The sequence below is a fragment of the Streptosporangium roseum DSM 43021 genome, from assembly GCF_000024865.1.
Classification (GTDB): domain Bacteria; phylum Actinomycetota; class Actinomycetes; order Streptosporangiales; family Streptosporangiaceae; genus Streptosporangium; species Streptosporangium roseum.
Map to the genome: position 1 here is coordinate 1,392,362 of NC_013595.1, position 26,794 is coordinate 1,419,155.

Consider the following 26,794-nt stretch of genomic DNA (forward strand, 5'->3'; position numbering starts at 1 on the left):
CACTTTGTTGGACGTCCTACTATTTCCCCATGAGCTTCCCTCTCTACGCGCTGCCCGAAGAGCACGACATGCTCCGGGAGACCGTCCGCGCTCTTGCCGACGAGAAGATCGCCCCTCGTGCCGCCGAGGCCGACGAGACGGGGGAGTTCCCCTGGGACGTCTACAAGGCGCTCGTCGCCGCCGACATGCACGCCGTGCACGTCCCGGAGGAGTACGGCGGGGCGGGGGCCGACGCCCTCGCGACCGTCATCGTCATCGAGGAGGTGGCGCGGGCCTGCGCGTCGTCCTCGCTGATCCCCGCCGTCAACAAGCTGGGCACCGTCCCGCTGCTGCTGTCGGCCTCCGAGGAGGTCAAGCAGCGCTACCTCGCGCCGGTCGCGCGGGGTGAGGCGATGTTCTCCTACGCCCTGTCCGAGGCCGAGGCGGGCAGCGACGCCGCGGCGATGAAGACCCGGGCCGTGGCCGACGGCGACCACTACGTGCTCAACGGCGCCAAGATGTGGATCACCAACGCCGGTGTGTCGGAGTACTACACGGTGATGGCCGTGACCGAGCCGGGCGCCGGCGCCCGGGGCATCTCCGCGTTCGTCGTGGAGAAGAGCGACGAGGGCGTCAGCTTCGGGCCCAAGGAGAGGAAGCTCGGCATCAAGGGCTCCCCGACCCGTCAGGTCATCCTGGAGAACGTGCGCATCCCCGCCTCCCGGATGATCGGTGAGCCGGGCACCGGCTTCAAGACCGCCCTGGCCACCCTGGACCACACCCGGATCACGATCGCCGCCCAGGCGCTCGGCATCGCCCAGGGCGCGCTCGACTACGCGGTGGGCTATGTCAAGGAGCGCAAGCAGTTCGGCAAGGCCGTGGCCGAGTTCCAGGGCGTGCAGTTCATGATCGCCGACATGGCCATGAAGCTGGAGGCCGCCCGGCAGCTCACCTACGCCGCCGCCGCCAAGTCGGAGCTGGCCATGCACGGCGAGCCGCAGAAGGACCTCACGTTCTTCTCCAGCGCCGCCAAGTGCGCCGCCTCCGACGCGGCCATGGAGATCACCACCGACGCCGTCCAGCTTCTCGGCGGGTACGGCTACACCGGCGACTACCCGGTCGAGCGCATGATGCGCGACGCCAAGATCACCCAGATCTACGAGGGCACCAACCAGATCCAGCGCATGGTGATGGCCCGCCAGCTCCTCAAGTAGGGCCTGACGCGCAGAAACCCCGCCTTCCGTTTTCGGCGGGCGGGGCCGGAGAAGTCACCGTACGAAAGGCCCGAAACCCGTGCAGTCCGGGCCCTTCATCGTTTACGTATGCGCTGCGGATCGCGCAGCGTCGTGATGACGGATCGAAAGCTTTACGTCGATGACTCATGATCAAGACGGGTATTGGCCTATGCTCGCTGCGATCCGGTTCCCGGACGGGAGGCGCCAACCAGATCCGCCCGGGATGAATACGGTTCAGCAGTTCCCGGTTCCGAGGGAACGCAGAATCGAAAAACTGATCAGAGAAGAGCTGCGCGGCGGTGTGGCGCGGGCCTTCCATGAAGTCTCGCTCCCACCGCCGGCAGCGTCGATCACGTGCGCGACCCACCTGCTGTCCGCGTCCAGCAACGTGATCTTGTAGGTCCTGCCGCCCGCCGCCGGGTCGCCGGGGTCCAGCGGGAGGACCACCGTCCAGGCGCCGTCGTCACCGACCTCGATCAGCTCGAAGTGGTATCTCGCCTTCTTGTCGTACGGCTGCCGTACGGCGGCCACCAGTGTCTTGCCGGCCTGGAGCCGGGCGCTGCCCCGCATCACCTGGCAGGGGCTCCACGGCGTGGCGTTGGCCGCCACCGGTTCGGTGACCGAGGCCTCGGAGCCGGGGGCGGGCTTCCCGAAGAGGCTGCGAGCCCCTTTGACGGCGTCAACCCCTCCGGCGAAGGCCGTGCAGAGCGTGCCCACGAGCATCAAGATCGAAACAATGCACCCTACGCGTTTCCCTCCTTTGGAACGGGTGTCGGGGGGCTCCTGGGAGTCGGGGAGCTCCGGTTTTCGAGGGGGATCGGGCGAGCCCTCGCGAGAGGTATCCGGGGGCTCGGCGGCCTGATGGACCATTGCGGAAATTAACCTCATTCATGATCGATGGATCAGCTTGAAGCGTCACAATAGCCTCACGATCATGGGTTGGCCAACGTAACTTCGCCCGAATTTGAACGATCTTCAACATACCTGTTCTGAGCTGCATGAACACCATTTACCCGACCGGTCAGTACGGATCAACTGGAACGGTATTCTGACCGATGGTCCGCAGTCGCATATGGGCTAAAAGCCGCAACTGTGACGAATTATGCTATTGGCGGCCGAGCGCTCTCGGGATTTCGCAAACAGGTCATTGCATCAAAAATGGCGGATCGTGAAACACGTCCGCCTGATATCCGGGTATGGATGGAAGTATCTGTTAAGAAGGTTCCCGGTTTTTCCGCGGCCACCTGGCGTCCGGTGACGAGCCGCGCCGTCGAGCCGCTCCGTCCCGCGCCATCCGGATCTCCCGGGCGTCAGCAGGGGCAGGCGCTCAGCATACGGACATCGGACGCCGAGGGGGGCAGGAATCCGCCGGCAGGCCCGGGACGTCCCCGGGCCGCGTGGATCCGCGGGCGGGCCTCGGCCGGGACCGCCCGGACCCCGGGCTCAGGCGGCGGCGTCGAGGGCCTCGCGCAGGCTGCCGCACGTCTCGAAGTGCCGGTTGAGATTGGTGATGGTCAACAGGTGGGTGATCATGCCGGGACCCACCACCAGGATGAGACGGCCATGGGTGTCCCTGATCCGGGTGAGCGCGCCCACCAGGATGCCCAGGCCCACCGAGTCGCAGAACGGCACCTCGGTCAGATCCATCACCAGGCACGGGTGACCGGGGGTCTCCAGGGCGCGGTCGACTTCCGCCCGGAGCCGTGGGGCGACCGCCATGTCCAGCTCACCTGCCGCCCGTACTATCACGCAGGGACCGTTGTTCCATCTCTGAACATCGAAAGCCGGGATCACGATCATCACCTCCGTGCGGGCTTACCTGCCCTGACGGGGGGCGTTTATGCGCTCAGCTCATTTTTTGCAGATGTTCTGGGTGGCGGTCCTGGCCGTGGGGAGGGCGCTCTGGGCCGGGGACGGAGTCGCGGTCGGCTTGACGGCATCGTCGACGGTGACCTTCTTGACCCCCTGGTACTTCCGGCCGGCGATCACTTCGATCCGGTCGCCGAGGTCCTCCACCAGGCGCGTGTCCGAGCCGGGCAGCGCGGCGGCCAGGGTCCGCGCGGAGTCCTCGCGGCCCTTGCCGTACCGGATGACCGTCTTGTCGTGGTCCCTCTTCCGGGTGTCGCCGGCGATCTCGGGGACCAGGAAGCCGGCCTTCAGCAGGTCCGCGCGGGTCCGCGCGCCGAGGCCGGTGATCAGGGTGCCGTTGAGCACCTTGACCGAGATCCGCGAGGGCGGCACGGTCGGCGCGGTGGCCGAGGGGGACGGCGTCGCGCTCGACGCCGGGGCCGGGGTCGCCGTGGACTTGGCGGGCTTGGTGAGCGGCTCGTCGGCGGCGATCCGGCGGAACAGCTCTTTGGACGCCTCCTTGTCCCAGAGGACGGCGGACTCGTTGGTCGGCGTCTTGTAGTCGACGTCGGCGAGCGGGACGGTGGCGAAGGCCACGTCGTCGGTGGAGACGTCCTTGAGCTGGTTGGCCAGGCCGAGCAGGTCCTTGCGGAGCGCGTCGTCCACCCGGAGCGTGCCGAGGGCGGTGTCGACGAACGAGGCGAGCCTGACCGGGTTGGTGAGCGTGTCGCCGCTGAGGGCCTGGTGCAGCAGGGCGGAGATCACCTGCTGCTGGCGGTCGATGCGGTCCAGGTCGGAGCGGGCGGTGGCGCGGGTGCGGGCGTAGGCGAGGGCCTTGACGCCGTCGAGGGAGTAGGTGCCGGGCTGGAGCGTGAGCGCGGTCTTGGGGTCATTGATCGCGACCGGGGTGCAGACCGAGACGCCGCCCAGCGCGTCGACCACCTCGATGAAGCCCAGCACGTTGACCTCGACGTAGTGGTGGATGGTCAGCCCGGTGGCGTTCTGCACCGTCCGCACGGCGAGCTTCGGGCCGCCGAGCTGGTAGGCGGCGTTGATCTTGTGCGCGCCCTTGCCGGGGACCGTCGTCCAGGTGTCGCGGGGGAGGCTGACCACGGTGGCCCTGGTGTGGTCCTCCGAGAGGTGGAGCACCATCATGGTGTCGGTCCGCTCGCCGCTCTCGCGGCCCAGCTTGAGCCGGTTCTGCTGCTGGCGGGAGAGGTTGTCGCGCCTGTCCACGCCGACCACCAGGATGTTCATCGCGCCGGTGGACTGCGAGCCGGGCACGCCGGCGTCGACCGCCTCGATCTTCTTCTCGGCGTAGTTCGTCAGCGCCCACGTCACCCCGGAACTCCCCAGGACCAGGCACGAGAGCGCGCCGGCGACGAACAGGCCGCGACGCCGGGACCGGGCACCCCTGACGGACCTGCGGTCACGCCTCGGATTCACCGGGGTCACCCGGACCGTGCCGTAGGCGTCACCGCCCACCTGCACACCCGAGTCGTCCTCTTCCGGGTCGCGCATGCGTGGCCCCCTAGGCTCGGCTGGGTCGATGAGGTACCCGTCCGTACAGTAGCGTGAGCGACGCCATGAAGCAGTTCCCCGACTCGCCCGCGCCGGCGTCGTCTCCCGAGACACGTGTCTGGCCCCCCATCTCCATCGTCATCCCGGTGCTGAACGAGGAGCGCCATCTGCGGGAGGCGGTGCGTCAGGTCCTCGCGCAGCGATACGCGGGACCGATCGAGGTCGTGCTCGCGATCGGCCCCTCCCGGGACCGCACCCAGGAGGTCGCGGACGCGATCGCGGCCGAGGATCCCCGGGTGACCGTGGTCCCGAACCCGACCGGACGCACCCCCAACGCCCTCAACGCCGCCATCGGCGCCTCCCGCAACGGGATCATCGCCCGCGTGGACGGCCACGCCATGCTCCCGGAGGACTACCTCCAGGTCGCGGTGGAGACGCTTGAGGAGACCGGCGCCGACAACGTCGGCGGCGTCATGGCCGCCGAGGGCGTCACGCCGTTCGAGCAGGCCGTGGCCCGTGCCATGACCTCCAAGATCGGTGTCGGCGGCGCCCGGTTCCACACCGGCGGCACCGCGGGCCCGGCCGACACGGTCTACCTCGGCGTGTTCCGCCGCGAGGCGCTGGAGCGGGTCGGCGGCTACGACGAGCACTTCCAGCGGGCGCAGGACTGGGAGATGAACCACCGCATCCGCGAGACGGGCGGCCTGGTCTGGTTCCAGCCCCGGATGCGCGTCTCCTACCGGCCGAGGCCCACCGTCAAGGCCCTCGCCGAGCAGTACTTCCACTACGGCCGCTGGCGCAGGGTGGTCGCCCGCACCCACGAGGGCACGATCAACCTGCGCTACCTGGCGCCCCCGGTGGCCGTGCTGGCCATCCTCGCCGGCCTGGTCCTCTCCCCGTTCTTCTGGCCCGGCCTGCTGATCCCCGGCGGCTACCTGGCGGCGATCCTGGCCGGCTCGGCGGTGACCGGCAGCGGCCTGCCCACGGCCTCACTCGTCCGGCTGCCGCTGGTCTACGTCACCATGCACATGTCATGGGGCTGGGGCTTCCTGACGAGCCCGAAGCGTCTGAGCAAGTCCGGGCGGACCCGGGGCTGAGGCCTCCGGGCCCGCCCGCCGCCGGTCTCAGCCCTCGCCGCGTGCGGCGGCGACACCGGTCCCGGCCGTGTCCGCCCCGCGTGCGGCGCGGCCGTAGGAGGCGTTCACCGCGTCGTTGAAACGGGCCATGGCGTCCGGATGGTCGGGGCCGAGCAGGTAGGCCTTCAGCTTGCGCCTGGTGGCCGCCAGGACGTCCTCCCCGTCCTGCTCCAGGGCCGCCAGGACGGCGGGCAGCTCACCCAGGTCCCGGGTGAGCAGGTAGCCGGCCTCCGTGCTCGGATACCGCTCGCGGAAGGCCCGCTCCGGCAGCCCCGCCACGTTGGTCACCACGTACGGCTTGCCGCTGGCGATGAAGTCCGCCACCACGCTGGAGATGTCGGTGACCATCAGGTCGGCCTGGTTGAAGCAGTCGTAGAGGTGCGGTTCGGACCCGGTGACGGCCCGGTGCCCGATCGGATCGGTGCGGACCGCGCCGGCGGGATGGCGGGCGATGGACCGGGACAGCTCGGCCTCCTCCAGGATCGTGAGGATCTCCTCGTGGGCACGGCGCGCGGCCAGGTTGCGGTAGCCGGTCAGCGGGTGCGGCTTGTAGATCACCCGGAGCGCGGGGGAGTGGGCGAGCAGGGCGCGGACGATCGAGGGCCCCATCGTGATGATCGAGGTGTGGAACAGGTCGTCGGTCCACCCCTCCCAGGTGGGGGCGTAGAGCACGGTGCGGTACGGCAGGCCGGGGCCGGTGGTGTGGACGCCGGTGAGCTGCGGGCGGCCCACCTCGTGGACGTCCTCGTCGCACACGCCCACCCGCGCGCGGAGATACCGGTCGCGACCGGCCTGCCCGGCCACCCACACCTCGTCGTAGACCTTGGTGAACGGGTTGAAGGACGCCTCCTTGTCGCTGTCCCCGTGGCCGACGAAGACGCTGCGCATCCCCCGGATGCGGAGCATGTGGATGTTCTTGCCGACGTTGGACGGATACAGGCACACGCGGGCGGAGTCGAGCGCCCCGAAGCTCATCAGGTCGGCCGCCGACGGGATGCAGACCACCGGCAGCGAGGTCTCTCCCAGCAGCCGGAGCATGTTCCGCTCCCGCAGGACCACGACCGCCCGCCGGTCGATCCGCTCCAGCGGGCGCAGCCACATGGTGACCTGGTAGGCCGAGTCGTTCGGCCCGGAGAAGTAGAGGATCACCTCCGGCCTGTATCTGGCGAGGCGCCTGTTGACCGCCTTCAGCATGCCGCGCCGGTTCTTGAGCGGCTGGATCCGGCGCAGGTGGGGCAGGAGGCCGACCGCGCCCGCGGCGCCGAGGCCGACCGCGACCACGGCCCCGGCCGCCCCCTGGTGGCCGGTGCCGAGCACCGCGCCCAGGGCTGCGCCGCCGACCGGCAGCATGTCCAGGTGGAGCATCCGCATGCTCCCGTGGTCGACCAGGATGGCCGACGGGGGCGGGGGGAGTCTCACCACGCCGTCGATGTTGCGGGTCAGCACCGGGAGCTGGTTGAGGACGCGGCTGTAGGTGATCGCGAGCCAGGTCTGCAGGGCCCGCGCGCCGTGCAGGGTGAACAGCCCCAGGACCAGGAGCGTGAACCAGGGCGAGTCGGTGCCCGCCGTACGCGCGACCAGGAGGATCGCGGCCGTCTCGCGCATCATGAACCGCAGCGTGACACCCAGGCGCACCTTGCTGAGCAGGTCGATCACCCGGCGGGCACGCCGCCTGGCGACGATCTCGGCCGCGTACGACAGCGCGCAGGCCACCAGGAACAGCCACGGCAGGGGCCACAGGGCGGCGATGACGAGCAGTGGGTACGAGCCGGCCAGGACGGCGCACGCCATCAGGGCACGAGGGTCACGCGTCATCTTCCGACGCTAACCCGCGTGCCGGTGTTTGCCCTGGTAGGCGCGCTGTGTCAGGTTCCGTCGAGGCGGACGTCGATCACGTGCCCGGTGAGATGTGAGATGAGCACGTCCAGGGAGGTCTGGGCGACGGCGCGCGGTGAGAGCAGGGTATGCGCCGGTTCCTCGCCGAAAGCGCGGACCCGCATCGGGGTGCTGGTCCGCTCCGGGTTGACGCAGTTGACCCGGACGCCGTATTCGGCCCACTCGTCGGCGAGGGCCTGGGTGAGGTTCACCACGGCGGCCTTCGTCGAGGAGTAGAGGCTGTAGTCGGCCCGGCCCCGCGTGTAGGAGGAGGAGGTGTAGAGCAGCAGGTGGCCCTGGGTCTCGCGGAGGTGGCCGATGGCCGCCCTGGCGATGTTGACGGGACCGAGGTAGTTCACCCCCACGGTCTCGGCGATCGTGGTGTCGTTCACCTCGCCGAGCTTGCCCATGTGCAGCACGCCGGCGGTGTTGACCACGTAGTCGATCCTGCCGGTCTCCTTGGCCGCGTGGGCGAGGGCGTCCTCGACCGCCTGGGGGTCCTCGACGCGCACTCCGTTCAGCGACCGGGAGAAGGAGAACACCTCGGCGCCGTGGCGCTCGGCGAGGTCGACCACGTCGGCGCCGATGCCGTAGCTGCCGCCGAAGACCACCATGGTCCTGCCCTCCATCGCCTCCCGGTAGGCGAAGGGGGAGTGCTCCGGGGCGGCGCCTGCGGCGAGCTGGAAGAGCTTGTCGGCGATGAACACGTCCACCGGGTGGGTGACCTTCATGTTGTGCTCGCTGCCCGGCACGATGTAGATCGGCACGTCGGGCAGGTAGCGCAGCACCACGCCGCAGTCGTCGGTGGGCGGCTGCCGGTCGAAGCCGGGGTCGGCGAAGGCCCGCTCGTAGGCCTCGCGGATCACCGAGAGCCGGAAGCACTGCGGCGTCTGGCCGCGCCGCAGCCTGGACCGTTCGGGGATGTCGCGGACGATCTCCCCGCGCGGGCCGGGGGCGGCCACCACGATCGTGTCGGAGCTCGGGATCGCCACGTCGACGGCCGAGTAGACCTTCAGGGCCTCCACGCACTCGGTGATGATCCGGGGCTCCAGCAGCGGCCGCACGGCGTCGTGCAGGAGCACGTCGCACTCCTGGGCGCCCAGCGCCTTCAGTGCCCGCCAGGTCGTGTCGGGGCGGCTGGCGCCCCCCTCCAGGATCTTGCTGACCTTCCTGAAGCCGTTGAGGGCGACGATCCGCTCCACCTCTTCGGTGAAGCCCGGGGTCATCATCACGATGATCTCGTCGACCTCCGGCGCGCCGTCGAACAGCGCGAGGGTGTGCTCGAGGATCGTCTTCCCGGCGATCTTGACAAGCTGCTTGGGGGTGTTGAGGCCGACACGCTGGCCGACACCGCCGGCAAGGACGACCCCGACGGTGCGGAGGCGTGGTTCGAGAGCGGCCAAGATCTGCTTCCTTCAACGGTCCGGATAGGGCGAGCGTAATGGGTGCGTACCCGATCGCGGGCCGCGCTCCCGTGCTATCCCGTCAAGATCTCGCTACGCTAAGTACGCACTCCCCGATTCGTACGGTGATCCCGTCGGATACGAAGGAGCCCGGTTTGCATGACTCTCACGCCCTCGCCCCGTCCGGCGCCCGCCGGACGGCCGCCGTGGTGCTCGCCACCATGGAGGCGGCGGCCCTGCGCTGCGCCGACGGCACTCTGCTCGACCGGCTGACCGACCAGCTCGTCCGGCTCCCGGTGGGGGACGTGCACGTGGTCGCCCGCTCCAGCGAGATCATCCACGCTCCCGGCGGCACCTACATGATCGGTTCGGAGGGCTCGCGGGGGCTCGCCGACGACCTGCGCAGGGTCGCCGCGGTGGCCCGGACGTCCACCGCCCCGGTGGCGGTGGTGGCGGGAGACCTGGTGGCCCACACCGAGGCGCTGGCCATGCTCCTGGAGCATCCCGCGCGCGACACGGGCGCGCTGGTGACCCGGGGCGCCGAGGACGCCGGGCCGTCGCGCCCGCCGGTCCGGACCGAGGGCGGCCGGGTGGTCGCCGCGGGCACCTCATTCCACGACGTCGTCGACGCCAACGGCACCTTCAGGGGCGTGCTCCAGGTCGGCGCGGCCGATCTCGCCGATCTCGCCGAGACCGCGGAGACGCTGGCCGAGCTGGCCGAGGCCGGCGGGTTCGGCCAGATGGGCGGCGCCGAGGCCGGTGACCTCCTCCTGGTCGGGCTGGTCCGCGCCGGCGTCCCGGTGCGCGCCTGCGGGATCGGGCGGCTGCACTGCGACCGGGTGGCCGGGCAGGAGGGCGCCGACGCGGCCGTGCTGCGGCTGGGCGAGGTGGACGAGGACCGCGCCCGGCTGGAGGTCGCGGTCAAGTCCGACGACGGCTTCTTCGCCACCCACTTCGTGAGCTCCTGGTCCACGCACCTGGTCAAGCTGGCGGCCGACCTGCACCTGACCCCGAACGCGGTCACCGGGATCTCCGTCGGCCTGGCCGCGCTCGCCGCGGTCTGGTTCACCGCGGGCACCCGCGAGGCGCAGATCGCCGGGGCGGTCCTGCTCTACCTTTCGTTCGTGCTCGACTGCGTGGACGGCCAGCTCGCCCGCTACACCCGCGCGTTCTCCCCGCTCGGCGCGTGGCTGGACGCCACCTTCGACCGGGTCAAGGAGTACGCCGTCTACGTGGGCCTCGCCATCGGCTACGCGGCCGGGATGGACGACTCCCGCGGCGGCCCGCACGGCATCTGGGTGCTGGCGGTCGCGGCGATGATCCTGCAGATGCTCCGTCACATGATCGACTTCTCCTACGCGGGGGCCCGCGCCGACGCCGGCCGGTCGAAGGCGGCCGGGGCCGTGACGGCCGCCTCGCTGACCGCCCCGGCCGACGCGTCCATGGGGGCGGTGCCGCGGCGGACGCCGCTGGAGCAGTCGGCCGAGGTCGCGGACGGGATCGCCGCCGCGGAGCGCTACCTGCGGGAACGGCAGGGCCCCGGCTCGGGGAACGCGGTCGTCAGGCTGTCGCGCCGTCTGGAACGGATCTCCTTCACCCGCTGGCTGAAGAAGATCATCGTGCTCCCCATCGGGGAGCGGATGGCTCTGATCGCGGTGACCGCCGCGGTGTTCAACGCGCGGGTGACCTTCATCGCGCTGCTGGTCTGGGGCGGCGTCGCCGCCCTCTACACGGTTGCGGGCAGGATCGGCAGGTCCTTCAGCCGATGAGTGGGAACGGGGGTTCCGCGGCCGGCGGGACGGGAGGCACGGCTCGCGGAGCACTCCGCGGAACCGGTGAGGAGACGAGCGCGACCATGGTTTCCGTCCACATGACGCCGGTGCCGCACAGCATCGTGACGGCCTACCGGGACGACGGGGTCCTGTCGCGGGCGATGGGCAACCTGGTCGCCGGGCAGCTCCCGCCGCTGCCGCCGGCGCTCGTCGGGACCTTCGTGACCGGGGTGCTGCTGATGGTGGGCGTGGCCGGCAGCGACGGGCTGGCGGTGTTCGCCCCCGCGGTGGCGCTGCTGCTGGCCGGTCCCGGCAGCTCCCACCCGCACGACGGCAGGCTCGACTGGCTGGTCCCGCCGATCCTGCGCCTGACCGAGTACGGATTCGTGGCCTCGGTCGGGTTCGCGCACGGCGTGCCGCCGTGGTTGATCTTCCTGCTGCTCGGCGCGATGGCGTTCCACCACTACGACGTCGTCTACCGGGTGCGCCAGCGCGTCTACCCGCCGCCCTGGCTGGCCACGGCCGGGCTGGGCTGGGACGGCCGCATGCTGCTGATCGCGCTGGGCGGCCTCGCCGGGCAGGTCACGCTGGTCTTCGTGCTGCTCGCGCTCTATCTGTGGGGGTTCTTCGGGTGGGAGAGCGTCACCTGCTGGGTGGCCGCGCCGCGCTCGGGGGTGGACGCGGCCGATCTGGGCGCCCACGATTGAGAACGTCCGGCAAACCCCTGATTACACGATCAGGGTCTAAAGCCAACTAACCTTTGGGGCCAGGAGTGCCCGCCGAGGGGCTCACTTGGATGAGGAGCGCACGTTGCTGGGAATGGTGCTGGCCGCCGGGGCCGGACGACGCCTGCGGCCGTACACGGACACGCTGCCCAAGGCGCTGGTGCCGGTCGACGGCGAGACCACGATCATGGACATCTCGCTGCGGAACCTCGCGGCGGCCGACCTCCGTGACGTCGTGGTCATCGTCGGCTACCAGGCGCAGGCCGTACACGAGCGGAAGGCCGAGCTGGAGCGGCGGCACGGTGTGAAACTCACCCTCGTGCACAACGACAAGGCCGAGGAGTGGAACAACGCCTACTCCCTGTGGTGCGCGCGCGACTACTTCGACCAGGGCGTGCTGCTGGTCAACGGAGACACGGTGCACCCGGTCTCCGTCGAGCACACGCTGCTGTCGGCACCCGCGACCAGTGACATCCTGCTCGCGGTCGACGCCGTGAAGAAGCTCGCCGACGAGGAGATGAAGGTCACCCTCGACGGTGACGGCCATCTCAAGCTGATCACCAAGCTGATGGACCCGGCCGACGCCGCGGGTGAATACATCGGCGCGACGCTGATCCGCCCCGGTATCGGCGAGCGCCTCGCCGACGCCCTCCAGGCCACCTTCGAGCGCGACCCGCAGCTCTACTACGAGGACGGCTACCAGGAGCTGGTCGCCCGCGGTGAGAAGATCGCGGTCGCCCCGATCGGCGAGGTCCCGTGGGTCGAGGTCGACAACCACGACGACCTCGCCAAGGCGCGGGAGATCGCGTGCCGATACTAGCCAGAATGCTGCCCGCCCCGCTGACCATGGAGGTACGGCGGGGCGCGATCGCCCAGCTCGGCTCGTTGCTGGCCGACAGCCGGGTGGCGACCTCCGGGCGGGTGGCGGTGGCGGTGGGCGCGGGCCAGGGTGACCGGATCGCCTCGGTGATCGCCCCCTCGCTCGGCGAGGCCCAGGTCTTCCGGGTCCCCGACGGCTCGGTGGACGCGGCCGTCTCGCTCGGCGCCGACCTGCGCAAGGGCGCCTACGAGGCGGTCGTCGGGATCGGCGGCGGCAAGACCATCGACGCGACCAAGTACGCCGCGTCGCTCGCCGGCATCCCCATGGTGGCGGTGGCCACCAACCTGTCGCACGACGGGATCTGCTCGCCGGTGGCGTCGCTGACGCACGACGGCGGCAAGGGCTCCTTCGGCGTCCCCATGCCGCTGGCCATCATGGTGGATCTCGATTTCGTCCACGACGCGCCGCAGTCCCTGGTCCGTTCCGGGGTCGGAGACGTGGTGAGCAACCTGTCGGCGATCGAGGACTGGCAGCTCGGCAACATCGAGCGGGGCGAGCCGATCGACGGCCTGGCCTGCGCGATGGCCCGCACCGCGGCGGAGGCGGTGATCGGCCGGAACGACTCGATCGAGTCCGACGCCTTCCTCACCGTGCTGGCCGAGGCGCTCATCCTCTCGGGGATGTCGATGGTGATCGCCGGGTCCTCCCGTCCTTCCAGTGGCGGAGACCATGAGATCCTTCATGCCGTGGATCAGCTTTTTCCCGGCACCTCCAACCACGGCGAGCTCGCCGGGGTCGGTGCCGCCTTCTGCTTCTTCCTCCGCGAGGACTCCCGGAGGCTAAACCAGGTCGTCGACTGCCTGCGCGGGCACGAGCTGCCGATCACCCCCGTCGATCTGGGGCTGACCGTCGAGCAGTTCACCGAGGCGGTCATGCTGGCGCCCTCGACCCGTCCGGGGCGTTACACGATCCTGGAGCACCTGCGCCTGTCGGAGCCGGAGATTCGCGATCGGGTGGAGGACTATGTCCGGGCCGTCGGTCGCTGAGCTCCGTGCGGTCGCCCAGCCGCACTCGACCATGGACCGCAACAGCGGCGAGCACTGGGCCGGCGCGCTGTACATGCGGAAGCTGTCGATCTACGTCACCTGGTTCCTCGCCAAGACGCCGATCACCCCCAACCAGACCACCTGGCTGATGATCCTGTCCGGGGTGCTGGCGGGCGTGGTCATCGCGCTCCCCGGTCTCTGGGCCGCCGTCGGCGCAGCGCTGCTGATCCAGCTCTACCTGCTGCTCGACTGCTCCGACGGCGAGCTGGCGCGGTGGACCAGGCGGACCTCCATCACCGGCGTCTACCTGGACCGGGTCGGCCACTACTTCGCCGAGGCCGCCCTGCTCATCGGGCTGGGCTTCCGGGCGTCGGAGACCCTTCCCGACTGGTACACCGTGATGGGCTTCGCCGCCGCGCTCGGCGCCATCCTGATCAAGGCGGAGACCGACCTGGTCGACGTGGCCCGCGCCCGGTCCGGCCTGGTCGCGGCGACCGAGAGCTCGGCCGAGCAGTTCCAGTCGCGCGGCCTGGGCATGGCCCGCAAGGCGGCCGCCGCCCTGAAGTTCCACCGGCTCGTCCAGGCCGTCGAGCTGTCGATCATCGTGGTCGTCGCCGCGGTGTGGGACCTGCTCGCGGGCGGCCTGGCCGCCACCCGGGTGCTCATGGTGGCCTGTGTCGTGGTCGCCGTGCTGCAGATGGCACTGCACCTGGTCAGCATCCTGGCCTCCAGGCGGCTTTCATGAGGAACCGGAGAGCGGTGCGGTGCGTCGTAGGTGCGGACACCTCATTGTTTGGTGGGTGTTCGCCGACGGTTCCGATACGCTTGCTTTCCGGTAAATCAGAAACGTTCAGCCATGACACATGTGCCCGACCCAGCAGACTCGGTGATCATGAAAGTATGCTCCGCACGTGCTCTCGACGCGTCAGGACGATGACCCGTTGAAGATCTCGTGCGTCATCCTCACCATGGGCAACCGGGTCCCCGAGCTGGACCGGGCCGTCGAGTCCGCGCTGCGCCAGACCGACGGCGACGTCGAGGTGGTCATCGTCGGCAACGGCGCGGACGTCCCCGAGCTGTCGGTCTCCGTGCCGGCGGGCTCGTCCGCCTCGGTCAAGACCGTGCGGCTCAGCCACAACACGGGCATCCCGGCGGGCCGCAACCGCGGCGTCGAGGAGTGCTCGGGCGACGTGGTGCTCTTCCTGGACGACGACGGCTGGTACGGCGCGATGAACGTCGTCTCCCACCTGCGTGAGCGCTTCTCCACCGAGCACGACCTGGCCGTCGTCTCCTTCCGGGTGATGGACCCCGAGGGCGGCACCGGCCAGCGCCGCCACGTCCCCCGCCTGCGGGCGGGCGACCCCGAGCGGTCCTCCCCGGTCACCACCTTCCTGGGCGGCGCCTGCGCCATCCGCCGATCCGCCTTCCTGCAGGTCGGCGGTCTCCCCGAGCGGTTCTTCTACGCCCACGAGGAGACCGACCTGGCCTGGCGGCTGCTCGGTGAGGGCTACCGCATCGAATACGACGCCCAGACCGTCATGTACCACCCGCAGGTCCCCCCCACCCGCCACGCCGACTTCTACCGCCTCAACGCACGCAACCGCGTCTGGCTGGCCCGCCGCAACCTGCCCTGGCCCCTGGCCGCGCTCTACCTCCTCAACTGGATCGTCCTCACCCTGATCCGCGAACGCTCCGGCGCCGCCCTGCGCGCCTGGTTCAAGGGCTTCACCGAAGGTCTCCGCGAGCCCGCGGGGGAACGCCGTCCCATGGGCTGGAAGACCGCCTGGCGCATGCTCCGCCTGGGCCGCCCGCCGATCGTCTGACCCCGCGGTGGACGTCTACACCCTCGGCGAGGCCTTCGCCGTCGTCACCAGCGGCCGGATCCGTCATGAGCACGAGGCCAGGCTGGACGTGGCCGGGGCCGAGCTCACCGTCGCGGTCGGGCTGGCCAGGCTCGGGCACGCGGCCGCCTGGCTGGGCAAGGTGGGGGGCGACGAGATCGGCGCCCGGATCCTCACGGCGCTGCGCGGTGAGGGCGTGGACGTCTCGGACGCGCGGGTGGACGACGCCTCCCCCACCGGGCTGCTCCTGAAGGAGTCCAGGCTCGGGCAGGCGGCCAGGGTCACCTACTACCGGACGGGGACCCGGCTCACGCAGGGCAACGTCCCCACCGACCGGATCGCGGCCTCCCGGGTCCTGCATGTCAGCGGGATCGCCGCCGCGCTGGGCGCGCGTGACGCCATGCACGCCGCGGTGCGGGCCGCGCGGCTCGCGGGGGTCACCGTCTCGGTGGCCGTCAACTACCGTGACCAGCTCTGGCCGGACCTCCGGGAGGCCGAGGAGATCCTCAGCGCGCTGGCCTGCTCGGCCGACGTGCTGTTCGTCCGGCAGAACGAGCTGGACCTGGTCAAGCCCGCCCTCGGCGGGGACCGGGAGGTCATCGTGATCCGGGGCGCCCGGGGTGCGAGCGTCCGGGTGGACGGCGTCCGCCACGACGCCCCGAGCCTCGGCACGCCCGTGGTCGATCCCACCGGTTCGGGAGACGCCTTCGCCGCCGGCTACCTCAGCGCGCTGCTGGAGCGGCTGCACCCCGCCGACCGGCTGCGCCGGGGCGCCCTGCTGGCGGCTTTCGCGGTCTCCAGCACCAGCGAGTGGCAGGGGCTGCCCACCAGGGCCGAACTGCCGCTGCTGGAGTCCGACGTCTGAGGCGACGTCCGGGCCTGACCGTGACCGCGAGAAGCGGCAACGTTCGAGCGACGGTCGCGGGGGCTTCGGGGCGGTGATGCCGATGAGATCCGGTGACGGTGCCGGGGTGCCGTCAACGGACATGGCACCGACCGCCGAATGCGGCTGATCCCCGGATCGCATGGAACGTCCGCCGTACAAATCATGATCTTTACGATAGGAAGGCGTCGTGACCAACGATCAGCGGCATGGCAGGCGACGGCAGGGCCGCTCGCATGTGACCCGTCCCGTAGGGATCCTGGTGAGCGCCCTGGCGGTCGGAGCGGGATTCGGCGCGGCGACCTCCCTCGTGAACGCCCTGTCCAACAGCTACGCCGACCTTGAAAGCCGTGCCTACACCACCGGCGGGTGGTCAATCGCGGAAATCATGAGCGTGCTGCTCGACTCCGGCTGGGCTTGGGCGGGTCTGGCGGTCGCGGTGGGGTGGCTGGTCACGCGGGCCAGGGAGAGCGGTCCCGCAGCGCTGGCGCAGGGCGGTGCCGCCGGTGCGCTGGCCCTGCTCGCGGCCACGGCCGCCTACAGCGTCGTGGACGCCGTCCGTAGCGGCGGGCAGGTCTCCTGGTACGAGTCCGAACCGCTCCTGTGGTGGGTCGCCAGTGTCGTCCTCGGAGCGCCCCTGGGGGCCGTCGGCGTATGCGTCAGGCGGTCGGGAGCGATCGGTCTGCTCGCGAGACTGACCGTGCCGGTCGGCGCCGCCGTACAGATGGTCGTGCTCCCGCCCGGCAGGAACGAGGTGGTCGAGACCATGGGGAAGACGATCGTATGGACGGCGGCTGCCGCGATCATCGGCTTCGTCGTCGTCCGCTTCCTCCTCGTGGAGCGACGCCGGCGCTCTCCGGCGGCTGCGGAGTCGCCGTAAGCCGCGGAGTCGTCGTAAGGGGAGTGGAGCGCGCCCGCGTTCATGCGGCGCCTACAGCTCCTTCGCCTCGCCGAATGTCATGGTGAGGTGGGAGACCGTGCTGGTCATCAGGGCGCGCTTGGGCAGGCCGAGCTCGCTCAGCTCCTTGGCGACGGGGTGGTTGCCCAGGCGGATCAGCGCTCCGCCGGGACGCATGCGGACCCCGCGGGGGGACATCGACCAGGGAGTGCGGCGGGTGACGCCGTCCAGGTGGCTGTAGGCGTCGACGGGGGCCATCGTGCCGCCCCCGGGCACCGGGGCGCCGGGCTTGATCAGCAGGTCCAGCACCAGGCGGCCGTCCTTGCGCAGGATGCACCGCTTGTAGGGGGAGCTCAGGCGGAGGTCGATGTCGGCCAGTTCCTTGGGGAAGCCCCAGATCCTACGGCCCGCCTCCAGGGTGAAGCCCTGGTCGACGGGGAGCCAGTGGATGAACGCCCCGGCCCCGGCCCTGCGCAGCTCGGACAGGCCGGCGCGCAGCCCTCGGGGAGGTGGCCGGCCCCCGTCGGGCGGGCGGACCAGGAAGGCCACGCCGAACTCCCGGTAGGCGTCCAGGTCGCCGTCGGCGTAGTCGACGAACACCAGCGTGCACAGGGCCTTGCCGGGCAGCACCTCGGCCACGTCCAGCCCCGAGTAGGCGATCACCGCCCGGGCGGCGTCCGCCCGGACCAGGTAGGAGGCGCTGCAGACGGAGGCGTCCCGGATCCGCACCGGCATGGCGATCTCGCGGCCCTGGATCAGATGGCGTGCCATACCTCCAGTACACCAATCTCCGGCCCTCACGTCACTGGGGTGTGACCAATCCGCTGCCGAGGGCCGGGCCTACGCCTGTGTGGACTCCCCGGCCTCGATCTCGTCGCTGCGCGAGCTGATCGAGGACCCCCGGGTCGCGACGGTGCGGGTGGCCGACATCGCCTTCGAACTGGAGCGGCCCCGATGACCGTACGGAGGATCAGACCACGAGGGGACGGCGGTGGGCGCGCGCGGGGGCGGCGCTCGCCGTCGCCCACCCCTCCAGCAGCCCCACGAACTCGCCCGCGTGGGCGGGCCAGTCGTAGTGGCGCAGCGCCTCCTCGTAGCCGCGTGCGCCCATCGCCGCGGCTCCCCCGGGATCGTCCCGCAGCGCCAGTACGGCGCCCAGCACCGCGTCCACGTCCCCGAAGGGCGTGACCACCCCGCAGCCGGTCCGGCCGACCAGGGCAGCGGCGGCCGGGAGCGGCGTGGTGACCACCGGGAGCCCGCGGGACATGTACTCGACGACCTTGGTCGGCATCGACTGCCGGTAGTTGGGCACGTCGTGCAGGAGTGACAGCCCGGCGATCGCCCCTTCGGCCATCCGCAGCGCGTGCTGGTTGGGCACGTAGCCGTACCAGTCGAGCAGGCCCTGTCGCTGCGCGTCCCGCAGCATGGGCCTGATCTCGGCGTCGGCGGCGCCCACCAGGTCCGTCCTGATCCCGTGGGGGAGCAGCCGCCGGGCCAGCTCGACCAGCTCCGCCGCGCCCCTGGCCCGGGACAGCTGGCCCACGTAGACCACCCGGTTCCGGCCGGGCGGCGGGGGCGGCCGATGGGGCACGTAGGTGGTGTTGGGCACCACCGGGTGGGACCCGGAGAACCGCTCCCGGTAGGCCTCCTCGGCCAGGACGAGGTGCAGCCGGTCCTCCGCGCGGGCCTCGACCCGGCGGATCAGCGACGGCAGGGTCCGGCGCAGGAGCTCCGGGAGATACGTCTTGGCCTCCAGGGCGGCGGCCGTGTCCTCGTGGACGTCCCAGACGGTCACGGGGCGGCGCCTGGGCAGCCGGAGAAGCAGCTCGATGTCATGGACGACCAGAAGGTCGGCGCCCTCGGCTCCGCGCTTCAGGGCCCCCCGGGCGGCCTTCAGGGCACGTCTACGGTGGCGGCCCAGCGCGCGGGGGACGTCGACGGCCCGGATCCGGGGATCGGGCGTGACGTTGCAGTCGGTGAAGGGCGCGACATAGGTGATCTCGTGCCCCGCGTCGAGGAGCGCCCGGATCTGCCGATGCATGATCCGGGCGTCTTCGGGGTGATGGACAATCGTCCCGACACATACCCGCATATCCCGATGCTGAGTGTCGGTTCCGTCATCACCGGATGTGTTGGGTTAATTACCGAGGAACTGCCGCTGAACTCTCCTTGCGGGCCGGTTCCGCCTGCTTGCCGGGGGAGTCCGCCGACGGGCGGCGGTAGAGCCAGACCAGGCGGGGTTCCAGCAGCCACTTGAAGAGCGTGCGCGTCTCCGGCAGGCACAGGACGATGGCCAGCGCCAGGGAGCTGGACATGATCGCCAGCACGCCCAGCGGGCCGTACAGCCAGGGGAAGCTCAGCCACCCCTGGTCCTTGGCGATGAGCACCACGACGCCGTGGAGCAGGTAGGCGTAGAGCGTGCGGGTGCCGAGGTCGGAGAACCAGGTCTCGCGCCGGGGCACCAGGGCCAGCAGCGCGACCGACATGGCCAGCGCCGCGACCAGCACGGCGCCGCGCACGCCGAGCCCGATCAGCCAGCTCGTGTCCATGGACTTGATGCTGTAGCGGAAGTAGATCGGCTTGAGGTTGACGTGCGGGGCGATGAAGACCGCCACCGCGATGCCCCCGGCGACCGTGATCCCGGCCACGATCCTGACCCAGACCGGCTTGAGCAGGTCGAAGTGCTCGGGCTTGAGCACCAGGCCGAGCACGTAGAAGGGGAGCAGGCCGAAGAAGCGGTCGATGCTGAAGTCGCCGGAGATCTCCGAGAAGCCGGCCACCATGTAGATGACCACCGCAACCAGCAGCGGCTGCCGCATCCGGTTCCAGATGGGCGTGGAGATCCGCCAGAGCACCAGGGCCAGCAGGTACCAGTTCAGCCAGGCCGGGTCGATGATCGTCAGGGTCCATTTCTGGCCCAGCCCGTAGCGGAGCAGCGCGTAGCCGATCTCCACGACCACGTAGGGCACCAGCATGGTGTCGACCAGCTTGTTGATCTTGGCGTTGGAGTTCCAGAAGTTCCGGCCGAGATAACCGCTGATCAGCACGAACGCCGGCATGTGGAAGGTGTAGATGAACAGGTAGGCCGACTTGGCCGAGTGCGCGGCCAGGGTGGGCACCAGCGAGTGCCCGGTCACGACCAGGGCGATCAGGACGAACTTGACGTTGTCGAGGTACGGCTCGCGCTTCTTCCTGGCCGGGGGAGCGGCGGGTGCCTCCTCCGGGCGCTGCTCCTGCGCCTGCTCCGGCTCCTGCTCCGGGAACCGGCCCCAGGGGGAGGGCTCGGGGTCACGGGCGGAGTTCTCCCAGTAGGAGAACGGCCGCTCGGCGGCCGGAGCCTCCTGCGGCTGCGGCCTGTGCCGGGGGGCCTCCGGCGCCCACGCCGCGGGAGCGGCCTGCGTCCGGGCGGCGTCGTGGTCCGAGGCCCAGGCGGGGTCCAGCGGGTCCAGCAGGTTCCCGGCGGGTGCGGCGCGGTGCGTCATGTCCAGCGGGCTCCGGGGGCCGGGGGGCCGCACGTCCGCGTACGGCGCCCGCGTCTCCCGCGCGGCTGACGGCTGTGCGTCCCCGCGCGTCGCCCAGGACCCCGGCACCGCGGGCTGCTGGGCGTCGCGCGTCGCCCAGGGGTCGGGCGCCGAGGGCGGCTGGGCGGCGGGCCACCCCTCCGGCGCGGCGGACGGTCGTGCCTCCTCGTGCATCGCCCAGAACTCCGGCGCGGCGGGCGACGGGGCGTCCTCGCCCGCCGCCCGTGCCCCGGGGGCGGCGGGCGGCGGGGTGTCCCCGTACGGCGTCCGGCCCTGGGACCCGGAGGACTTCCGGGTCTCCCGCCGCGGTGCCTGCTCCTGCTCTCCGGGAGGTGTCTGGGTGTCCCAGTTCGCCCACGCGTCCTCCTTGGCGGAGGACTGCGGCTCCTGGTAGGCCGGGTAGCCCCAGGCGGTGACCTCGCCGGGGTCCTCCTCCGAGCCCTGCGCGTCCCGGCGGCCCCAGGAGGAGGCGGTGGAAGCACGGTCCGGTGGCTCCGGCCAGGAGGTCTGGGACGACTGCGCGTGCTCGGGCATCGGCCACGGGGCGGGTGTCCGGCCCTGTCCGCCGGCGGACCCGCCGGTGTCGGCGTCGGGGGCGCCGTCGTCCCGGGGGGTCGGAAGCTGGAAGGGGGATCGGGTGTCGCTCACGGGGAAAACGCTCAGCTATCTGTCGGAGACTGGGAGGTAGTCGGACACGCTACTGAAGACGCCCAGGGACCGCCGGGGGATGCGGTCGAGTGGAGTTCGCCTCGCCGACCCGACAACCCTAGACCGATCACGCGCCGTCTGTCGCACGAGCACTCGGGGTTTGAGATGGTTCGCGGCGAATCGTGATCGTTTGAAACCTGTGCGCTCCGCCGGGTTCCCGGCTCCCCCGCCGGCCGGCCGATCGCCGGCGGCGAGGGTCACTGGCAGGGGTTGGTCTCGCTGTCGACGATGTCGCCCTTGAGGGAGTCGGGGATCTTGGTGGGGACCCGGACGCCCTTCCAGTCGGCGCCGATGATCAGCTGGACGACCGGGCCGGTGGGGAGCGGGGTGGCAGGGATGGTCGCGGCGTAGTTCTCCACGCTGACGGGCTTCGTCTTGCCCGCGACGGGGGCGAGCTTGTCTCCGGAGAGCCGGGCGGCCACCGCGTCGGCGTAGGCGGCGCCCTCGGCGTCCTTCTTGCCGTAGCGCAGCGTGGTGGCGGGCACGTTGCCAGTCGCCGGACGGGCGTTGCCGACCTGGATCACCCGGAAGCCCTGGGCGGCCAGTTTGTCGGCCACCTCCTTGGCCCTTCCCGGCGTATCGGTGCCGTTGAAGACTTGGACCTGGACCTGCTCGTGCTTGATGACCGGCTTGGGGGAGGCCTCGGGCGTCGGGCTCTTGGTCACCTCGATGTCGCTGCGGATCGACTCGAACAGCTCGTCGGCGGCGGGCTGCCGGAACTGGACCCGCGCGGTGTCGGCCGGGTAGGGCTGGAAGGGCACGGTGACGGCCTGCAGCCCCTTGGCGGTGAGGGACTTCGCGCTCTGGGCGATCTCCAGCATGCGCCCGGTGTCAAGGTTCTTGTCCACCGTCACCGAGGCGGCGGCGGCGTTCAGGAAGCCGGTGAGCTTGCCGAGGTCGGTGAGCAGGTCGGAGCTGGTGGCCTTCTGCATCACCTGGTTGAGGAAGACCTGCTGGCGCTTGATCCGGCTGGTGTCGCTGCCGTCGCCGAGCCCGTAGCGGGCGCGGACGTAGGCGAGGGCGGTCTCGCCCTTCACCACGTGCTTGCCCTTGGTCAGATCGAGCTTGGCCCTCTTGTCCGTCACGTCCTTGGGCAGGCAGATCTCGATGCCGCCCAGCGCGTCGACGATGCCCTTGAACCCGGCAAAATCCACCTTGACGTAGTGGTTGATGCGGATCTGGGTCAGCGTCTCGATCGTCGTCCACGTGCAGTCGATGCCACCTTCGTTGAAGGTCGCGTTGATCTGCTTGAGGCCGCCGGGGATGATCGCCTTCGTCTTGGGGTTCTTGCAGTTGGGCACCTGGACCATGGAGTCGCGGGGGAAGCTGATCATGGTCGCCTTGTCGCGGTTCGGCGAGATGTGGAGCAGGATGATCGTGTCGGTCCGCTCGCCGTCGGCCTGCATGTGCTGGCCGTACTTCTTGTTGCCGGCGCCGGCGCGGCTGTCGGAGCCCACGACGAGCACGTTGAGCGCCCCGGTCTCCGGGGGGCGGTTGGCGCCGAGCCTGCTCTCGACGTCGTCACGGACGATGCTGCCGTCGATGTCGCGGTAGAGCTTGTAGGCGCCGAGGGTGCCGACCACCAGGACGCCGGTCATCGCGACGCTGATCCAGGCGCCGACGCTCAGCCGCTTGGCCTTGCGGCCCGGGTTGCGGGGCGGCCTGGCGTACTCCACGGGGATCTCGGGGGGCGCTCCGCCGTTCCCGCCCGCCCGCCGGGAGGCCCGGCGGCCGGGGCTGGTCGGCTCCGCCCGGCGGTCCTCGACGGCGACGTGCCGATGGTCGCTCATGCGATCTCCTCGCCTGGCGGCAACGTCCGGTGCTGGTTCAGCTCGCTCATTGCGCCCAAAGAGTAGGTCACGAGGTGAGTGACGGAAGCCATGATGACGTGAACTTGGTCATGACCGCTCCCTGAGACTCCCGTGATGATCCGAGCGCTCAGCATACTCAAATACGGACATTTCTTGGAATGTTACGGAAAGAAGGTTTACCCACCACAAGGGCCGCGGCCAGACACGCAGCCGGTACGGCGGGCAGGACGTACCGGTAGTCGAACTCCGCGACCGCCGGGGGCATGACGAGCAGCACCACGGCCGTCGTCCACGGCAGCACCCACATCGGGGACTCCGGGCGGAGGCGCCGGACGCCCGCCGCGACCGGGGGGACCAGCAGGATCAGCAGCACCGCCGCGCCGGGCAACCACACGACGTCCTGGTAGGCCCGCATCCAGCCCGTGTAGGGCTCGACGATCCGGGTGGCGATCGGTCCCCGCTCGTAGTCGCGCTCGGCGCGCTCGGCGCCAACCGTGGCCGGGTAGCGGCCCGGCGGGGCCGGCGGCGCCGCGGGGAACTCGTAGTAGCCGTAGACCTCCTGGTCGGGGTAGACCGGGCGGCTCAGCGGGAACGAGCGCGCCAGCTCGGAGAGGACCGAGCCCAGGTAGCCGAGCGGCTGGCTCCGGATGGCCAGCGAGGCGAACCGGCCGGCCAGCGTGTCGTTCTCCTCGCTGAAGGTGATGCCGGGCAGCCTGACCAGCGGGGAGTCCGGGCTCCAGACGTATTCCTGCGCGGGGGGCCGTTGCGCGGGCGGGCGGGGGTCGCAGAGCACGGCCAGGTCCGCGGGCGGCCGCATCACCGCGCAGTCGGCGAAGGTCATCGTCTTGGAGTAGAGGAAGACGCCGTTGGCGCCCACGATGCCGATCCGGCCGTAGGTCGCGTGGAACCAGACCCCGTACCCCAGGATCGGCAGCGCCGCCGCGGCCAGCATCACCCCGGCCATGAGCACCCGGCCGCGCATCCGGTAGATCAGCCAGCACGCGAAGATCACGACCAGTGGCAGCCCGACCGTCCTGGTCAGCGTCGCGGCCGCGATCAGCAGCCCGATCCCGCACGCCGTACGCCATCCGAGGTCGCGGGAGAGGCCGAGGCAGACCGCCGACATCACCAGCGCGGCGAACAGGGTGTCGGAGACCAGCAGGTGCTCCAGCTCGATCTGGTAGGCGTCCAGGAGGGAGGGGACGGACGCGAGCACGGCGGCCCAGCCGGGGGCGCGCAGCCGCCGGGCGGTGAGGTAGACGAGCACGCCGACCAGCAGTCCCAGCAGATGCTGGACCAGCGCGACGGCGGCGAAGCTGTGAAACGGTTCGAGCAGCCGCAGGAACATCGAGTATCCGGCCGGGCGGACCAGGTCGGGCCGGGGCTTCAGCGCGGTCACCACGTAGGTGTAGGAGTCGGGGAACCAGATCGCGGGCCGGTAGCCGAGCATGGTGATCACCCGCAGCACGGCCCCGAGGCCCAGCACCCCCAGGAACCACCGGTGCCCCCGAGCCCAGCCGACCACTTTCCGCCCCCTTCGCGCGCTGCGCGTACGCTACCGGCTTTCGCCTGGCAGCCGCGCGCGGGCATCGCCGTCGCCGGAGGCTGCCACTACGCTCGGGACGAGCCATGAGGATCACCTGGTTGGATCACACGCGGAGGCCCTCGGCGGGCAGAGTGCTCGCCGTGGTGTCGGTCGTGCCCGCACTCGTGCTGGCCGGCTGGCTGGTGGCCGGGCTGTCGCTGCTGCTGCTCGGCTGGTTCCGGCCGATCGCCGCCCTGCCACTGGGCCTGGCGGTCGCCGCGGTCCTGTGCCGGTACGGCCTGCGCCGCCTGCCCGAGACCGTCGAGGCGACCGCCTGGCAGGCGAGCGGCGTCGTCGCCGCGGCCCTGGCCTCGGGGGTCTTCAACGGCCTGCTCCACAGCGAGCAGCTCGTCGTCCGCCGCGACCCCGCCACCTACGCCCAGTACGCCGTCTGGCTGGCCGGCCACGGCTCGCTGCCGATCCCGTACCAGCAGGCGGCCTTCGGCGGCCCGGATCACGCGCTGCGCTTCGACAGCGCGGGCTTCTACAGCTCGGGCGGCGCGGTCGTGCCGCAGTTCATGCCGGGCGCGCCGCTGATCGACGCGCCGGGACACTGGCTGGGGGGCCTGACCGGCCTGCTGCTGGTGCCGCCGGTGCTGGGAGCGCTGGCGGTGCTCGTCCTGTCGGGGGTCGTCGCCCGGCTCGTCGGCGCGCGCTGGGCGGCGCCGGCCGCCCTGGTGTTCGCGGTCAGCCTCCCGATCCTCTACACCTCGCGCACCACCTTCAGCGAGATCCCCTCCATGATCCTGCTCTTCGGCGGGATCGCCCTGCTGCACGACGCCCAGGTCAGGCTCCGCTCCGGCATCACGGGCCTGGGCTACCTGCCGTCCCTGCCCTCCGCCGAGCAGCCGGGGCGGGTCCGCCGGGCCCAGTCCGACGGCGCCGTGATCGGGGCGGAGCTGGCCGGCCTGGTGTTCGGCCTGGCCGTCCTGGTCAGGATCGACGGGCTGCGCGACGTGCTTCCCGTGCTGGTCTACGCCGGGTTGCTGATCGCCCTGCGCCGGGCGGGGATCCGTGACGAGGGGCGCCTCGGCGTCCCGCTGCTCTGCGGCCTGGCGGCCGGGACCATCATGGGGGTCGCGGCCGGATACATCCTGTCCAGGCCCTATCTGAACTACCTGTCCGGCTCGCTCCGGCCGCTGCTGGCCATCTGCGGCGCGGTCCTGGTGCTCACCCTGGTCGCCGCGCTCGCGGCGCCGAGGCTCGCGGCCGTGCTGCGGCGGGCCGCGGGGATCCGGCGGCTGCCCGAGATCGCCGGCGGCCTGGTGGTGCTGGTCATGGTGGCCTTCGCGGCCCGGCCGTGGCTGCAGACCGTCCTGCGGCGGCCGACCACGCCGGAGGACCGGCTGAACTACGAGTTCATCGAGAGGACGCAGACGGCGAACGGCCTGCCGGTCGACGGCGCCCGGCTCTACTACGAGGAGTCGCTGTACTGGGTGATCTGGTACGTCGGGGTCCCCGTGGTGGTGCTGGCCACGCTGGCCGGGGCGGTGCTCACGCGCAGGATGGTGCGGGGCAGGGGGTTCGGCTGGCTGCTGCCGCTGGCCGTCATCGGCTGGACCACGCTCACCACGCTCTACCGTCCGGGCATCACCCCCGACCACCCGTGGGCCGCCCGGCGGCTGGTCCCCATCGTCATCCCCGGCCTCGTCCTGCTCGCCGTCTGGGGCCTGCGCTGGGCGCGGGACAAGGCCCGCAGGATGGGGTACGGCCCGGCCGTCCAGAACGGCCTGGCCGCCGTCGGCGTGGTGCTCCTGCTCGTCCCCCCGGCGATCACCTCCGCCGGGACGGCCTTCACCCCCGTGGAGCGCGGCGAGCGCGCGGCGGTCGAGGCGATGTGCGCGGCCCTGCCGGAACGGGCCTCGGTGCTGATCGTGGAGCGGGTCACCGGCGACCGGCTCACCCAGCTCGTCCGGGGCACCTGCGGGGTCCCCACCGCCCGGGTCGCCTTCTACCGGGGCGCCGACGTCCCCGTCCCGTCCGACGTCGACCGCCTGATCGGCCGCACCCGCGCCACCGGCCGCGTGCCGGTCCTGCTCGCCGCCAGGGCCGACCAGCTCTCCCAGTACGGCGCGCCGGTCCAGGTGATGAAGCTCCGCACCCGCCAGGAGGAGAGATCGCTCGTCGGCCCCCCCGACGGCACCTGGTCCCTGTCCATGGACGCCTGGATGGCCCTTCCCTAGCCGG

General features: G+C 71.1%; 21 protein-coding genes. 11 read left to right on the plus strand and 10 right to left on the minus strand.

What is annotated here, in order from left to right; all coding sequences use genetic code 11:
- Positions 1-29 precede the first annotated feature (29 nt).
- Positions 30-1,193: an acyl-CoA dehydrogenase family protein gene (locus tag SROS_RS06455; protein ID WP_012888085.1), complete on the plus strand. Its 1,164-nt coding sequence runs from the start codon at positions 30-32 to the stop codon at positions 1,191-1,193.
- Between the two features lie 255 nt (positions 1,194-1,448).
- On the opposite strand, the gene SROS_RS06460 is transcribed toward SROS_RS06455, so the two are convergent.
- From SROS_RS06460 to SROS_RS06470, 3 genes are all read right to left on the minus strand, one after another.
- Complete coding sequence (locus SROS_RS06460; RefSeq protein ID WP_148268969.1) at positions 1,449-1,940, minus strand: hypothetical protein; 492 nt, start codon at positions 1,938-1,940, stop codon at positions 1,449-1,451.
- 717 nt (positions 1,941-2,657) lie between these two features.
- A complete protein-coding gene (locus SROS_RS06465) occupies positions 2,658-3,014 on the minus strand; it encodes an STAS domain-containing protein (protein ID WP_043651490.1) in 357 nt (118 codons plus the stop codon).
- Between the two features lie 51 nt (positions 3,015-3,065).
- Positions 3,066-4,583 carry an LCP family protein gene (locus tag SROS_RS06470; RefSeq protein WP_012888088.1) on the minus strand — a complete coding sequence of 506 codons (1,518 nt, stop codon included), beginning with the start codon at positions 4,581-4,583 and terminating at the stop codon, positions 3,066-3,068.
- A gap of 65 nt (positions 4,584-4,648) precedes the next feature.
- On the opposite strand from SROS_RS06470, the gene SROS_RS06475 reads away from it, so the two are divergent.
- Complete coding sequence (locus SROS_RS06475; protein ID WP_012888089.1) at positions 4,649-5,680, plus strand: glycosyltransferase family 2 protein; 1,032 nt, start codon at positions 4,649-4,651, stop codon at positions 5,678-5,680.
- A 27-nt stretch (positions 5,681-5,707) separates the two neighbouring features.
- Here the strand turns inward: SROS_RS06475 and SROS_RS06480 are convergent, their stop codons facing one another.
- Positions 5,708-7,534: a CDP-glycerol glycerophosphotransferase family protein gene (locus SROS_RS06480; RefSeq protein WP_012888090.1), complete on the minus strand. Its 1,827-nt coding sequence runs from the start codon at positions 7,532-7,534 to the stop codon at positions 5,708-5,710.
- Between the two features lie 50 nt (positions 7,535-7,584).
- Positions 7,585-8,997: a bifunctional cytidylyltransferase/SDR family oxidoreductase gene (locus SROS_RS06485; protein WP_012888091.1), complete on the minus strand. Its 1,413-nt coding sequence runs from the start codon at positions 8,995-8,997 to the stop codon at positions 7,585-7,587.
- A 155-nt stretch (positions 8,998-9,152) separates the two neighbouring features.
- Between SROS_RS06485 and SROS_RS53760 the strand changes: the two genes are divergently transcribed.
- The 8 genes from SROS_RS53760 (at position 9,153) to SROS_RS06525 (ending at position 16,964) form a co-directional block, all read left to right on the plus strand.
- The gene (locus SROS_RS53760) at positions 9,153-10,766 is read left to right on the plus strand and encodes a CDP-alcohol phosphatidyltransferase family protein (RefSeq protein WP_012888092.1); all 1,614 of its coding nucleotides are present in this window, start codon (positions 9,153-9,155) and stop codon (positions 10,764-10,766) included.
- An 86-nt stretch (positions 10,767-10,852) separates the two neighbouring features.
- The gene (locus SROS_RS53765; RefSeq protein ID WP_012888093.1) at positions 10,853-11,476 is read left to right on the plus strand and encodes a DUF5941 domain-containing protein; all 624 of its coding nucleotides are present in this window, start codon (positions 10,853-10,855) and stop codon (positions 11,474-11,476) included.
- Positions 11,477-11,579: 103 nt separating this feature from the next.
- The gene (locus tag SROS_RS06500) at positions 11,580-12,314 is read left to right on the plus strand and encodes a phosphocholine cytidylyltransferase family protein (protein WP_012888094.1); all 735 of its coding nucleotides are present in this window, start codon (positions 11,580-11,582) and stop codon (positions 12,312-12,314) included.
- 5 nt (positions 12,315-12,319) lie between these two features.
- Positions 12,320-13,360, plus strand: coding sequence for an iron-containing alcohol dehydrogenase family protein (locus SROS_RS06505; protein ID WP_043651493.1), 1,041 nt, complete (start codon positions 12,320-12,322; stop codon positions 13,358-13,360).
- Positions 13,338-14,105, plus strand: coding sequence for a CDP-alcohol phosphatidyltransferase family protein (locus SROS_RS06510; RefSeq protein WP_012888096.1), 768 nt, complete (start codon positions 13,338-13,340; stop codon positions 14,103-14,105). The genes SROS_RS06505 and SROS_RS06510 overlap by 23 nt, the downstream gene beginning before the upstream one ends.
- 196 nt (positions 14,106-14,301) lie before the next feature.
- Positions 14,302-15,183 carry a glycosyltransferase family 2 protein gene (locus SROS_RS06515; protein WP_012888097.1) on the plus strand — a complete coding sequence of 294 codons (882 nt, stop codon included), beginning with the start codon at positions 14,302-14,304 and terminating at the stop codon, positions 15,181-15,183.
- Between the two features lie 7 nt (positions 15,184-15,190).
- Positions 15,191-16,066: a sugar kinase gene (locus SROS_RS06520; protein WP_012888098.1), complete on the plus strand. Its 876-nt coding sequence runs from the start codon at positions 15,191-15,193 to the stop codon at positions 16,064-16,066.
- 208 nt (positions 16,067-16,274) lie between these two features.
- Positions 16,275-16,964 (plus strand): hypothetical protein, encoded by a 690-nt coding sequence (locus SROS_RS06525; RefSeq protein WP_012888099.1) that lies wholly within the window; start codon positions 16,275-16,277, stop codon positions 16,962-16,964.
- Positions 16,965-17,015: 51 nt separating this feature from the next.
- Here SROS_RS06525 and SROS_RS06530 read toward each other — a convergent pair whose 3' ends face one another.
- From SROS_RS06530 to SROS_RS06550, 5 genes are all read right to left on the minus strand, one after another.
- The gene (locus SROS_RS06530; RefSeq protein WP_012888100.1) at positions 17,016-17,753 is read right to left on the minus strand and encodes an acetoacetate decarboxylase family protein; all 738 of its coding nucleotides are present in this window, start codon (positions 17,751-17,753) and stop codon (positions 17,016-17,018) included.
- A 199-nt stretch (positions 17,754-17,952) separates the two neighbouring features.
- On the minus strand, positions 17,953-19,074 hold the full coding sequence (locus tag SROS_RS06535) for a glycosyltransferase family 4 protein (RefSeq protein ID WP_012888101.1): 1,122 nt from the start codon (positions 19,072-19,074) through the stop codon (positions 17,953-17,955).
- A gap of 49 nt (positions 19,075-19,123) precedes the next feature.
- A complete protein-coding gene (locus SROS_RS47230) occupies positions 19,124-21,151 on the minus strand; it encodes an acyltransferase family protein (RefSeq protein WP_012888102.1) in 2,028 nt (675 codons plus the stop codon).
- Between the two features lie 257 nt (positions 21,152-21,408).
- Positions 21,409-23,001: an LCP family protein gene (locus tag SROS_RS06545; RefSeq protein WP_012888103.1), complete on the minus strand. Its 1,593-nt coding sequence runs from the start codon at positions 22,999-23,001 to the stop codon at positions 21,409-21,411.
- Positions 23,002-23,158: 157 nt separating this feature from the next.
- Positions 23,159-24,547 carry a hypothetical protein gene (locus tag SROS_RS06550; RefSeq protein ID WP_012888104.1) on the minus strand — a complete coding sequence of 463 codons (1,389 nt, stop codon included), beginning with the start codon at positions 24,545-24,547 and terminating at the stop codon, positions 23,159-23,161.
- Between the two features lie 119 nt (positions 24,548-24,666).
- Here SROS_RS06550 and SROS_RS06555 point away from each other — a divergent pair, with 119 nt between their 5' ends.
- Positions 24,667-26,790 (plus strand): hypothetical protein, encoded by a 2,124-nt coding sequence (locus SROS_RS06555; protein ID WP_245564577.1) that lies wholly within the window; start codon positions 24,667-24,669, stop codon positions 26,788-26,790.
- Positions 26,791-26,794: the final 4 nt, after the last annotated feature.

Coding starts and splice junctions, on each gene's coding strand:
- SROS_RS06510 (WP_012888096.1), top strand. CDS start 13,338: ATGTCCGGGCCGTCGGTCGCTGAGCTCCGTGCGGTCGCCCAGCCGCAC.
- SROS_RS06545 (WP_012888103.1), bottom strand. CDS start 23,001: ATGAGCGACCATCGGCACGTCGCCGTCGAGGACCGCCGGGCGGAGCCG.
- SROS_RS06475 (WP_012888089.1), top strand. CDS start 4,649: ATGAAGCAGTTCCCCGACTCGCCCGCGCCGGCGTCGTCTCCCGAGACA.
- SROS_RS06505 (WP_043651493.1), top strand. CDS start 12,320: ATGCTGCCCGCCCCGCTGACCATGGAGGTACGGCGGGGCGCGATCGCC.
- SROS_RS06465 (WP_043651490.1), bottom strand. CDS start 3,014: ATGATCGTGATCCCGGCTTTCGATGTTCAGAGATGGAACAACGGTCCC.
- SROS_RS53765 (WP_012888093.1), top strand. CDS start 10,853: ATGGTTTCCGTCCACATGACGCCGGTGCCGCACAGCATCGTGACGGCC.
- SROS_RS06480 (WP_012888090.1), bottom strand. CDS start 7,534: ATGACGCGTGACCCTCGTGCCCTGATGGCGTGCGCCGTCCTGGCCGGC.
- SROS_RS06535 (WP_012888101.1), bottom strand. CDS start 19,074: ATGCGGGTATGTGTCGGGACGATTGTCCATCACCCCGAAGACGCCCGG.
- SROS_RS06530 (WP_012888100.1), bottom strand. CDS start 17,753: ATGGCACGCCATCTGATCCAGGGCCGCGAGATCGCCATGCCGGTGCGG.
- SROS_RS06455 (WP_012888085.1), top strand. CDS start 30: ATGAGCTTCCCTCTCTACGCGCTGCCCGAAGAGCACGACATGCTCCGG.
- SROS_RS06470 (WP_012888088.1), bottom strand. CDS start 4,583: ATGCGCGACCCGGAAGAGGACGACTCGGGTGTGCAGGTGGGCGGTGAC.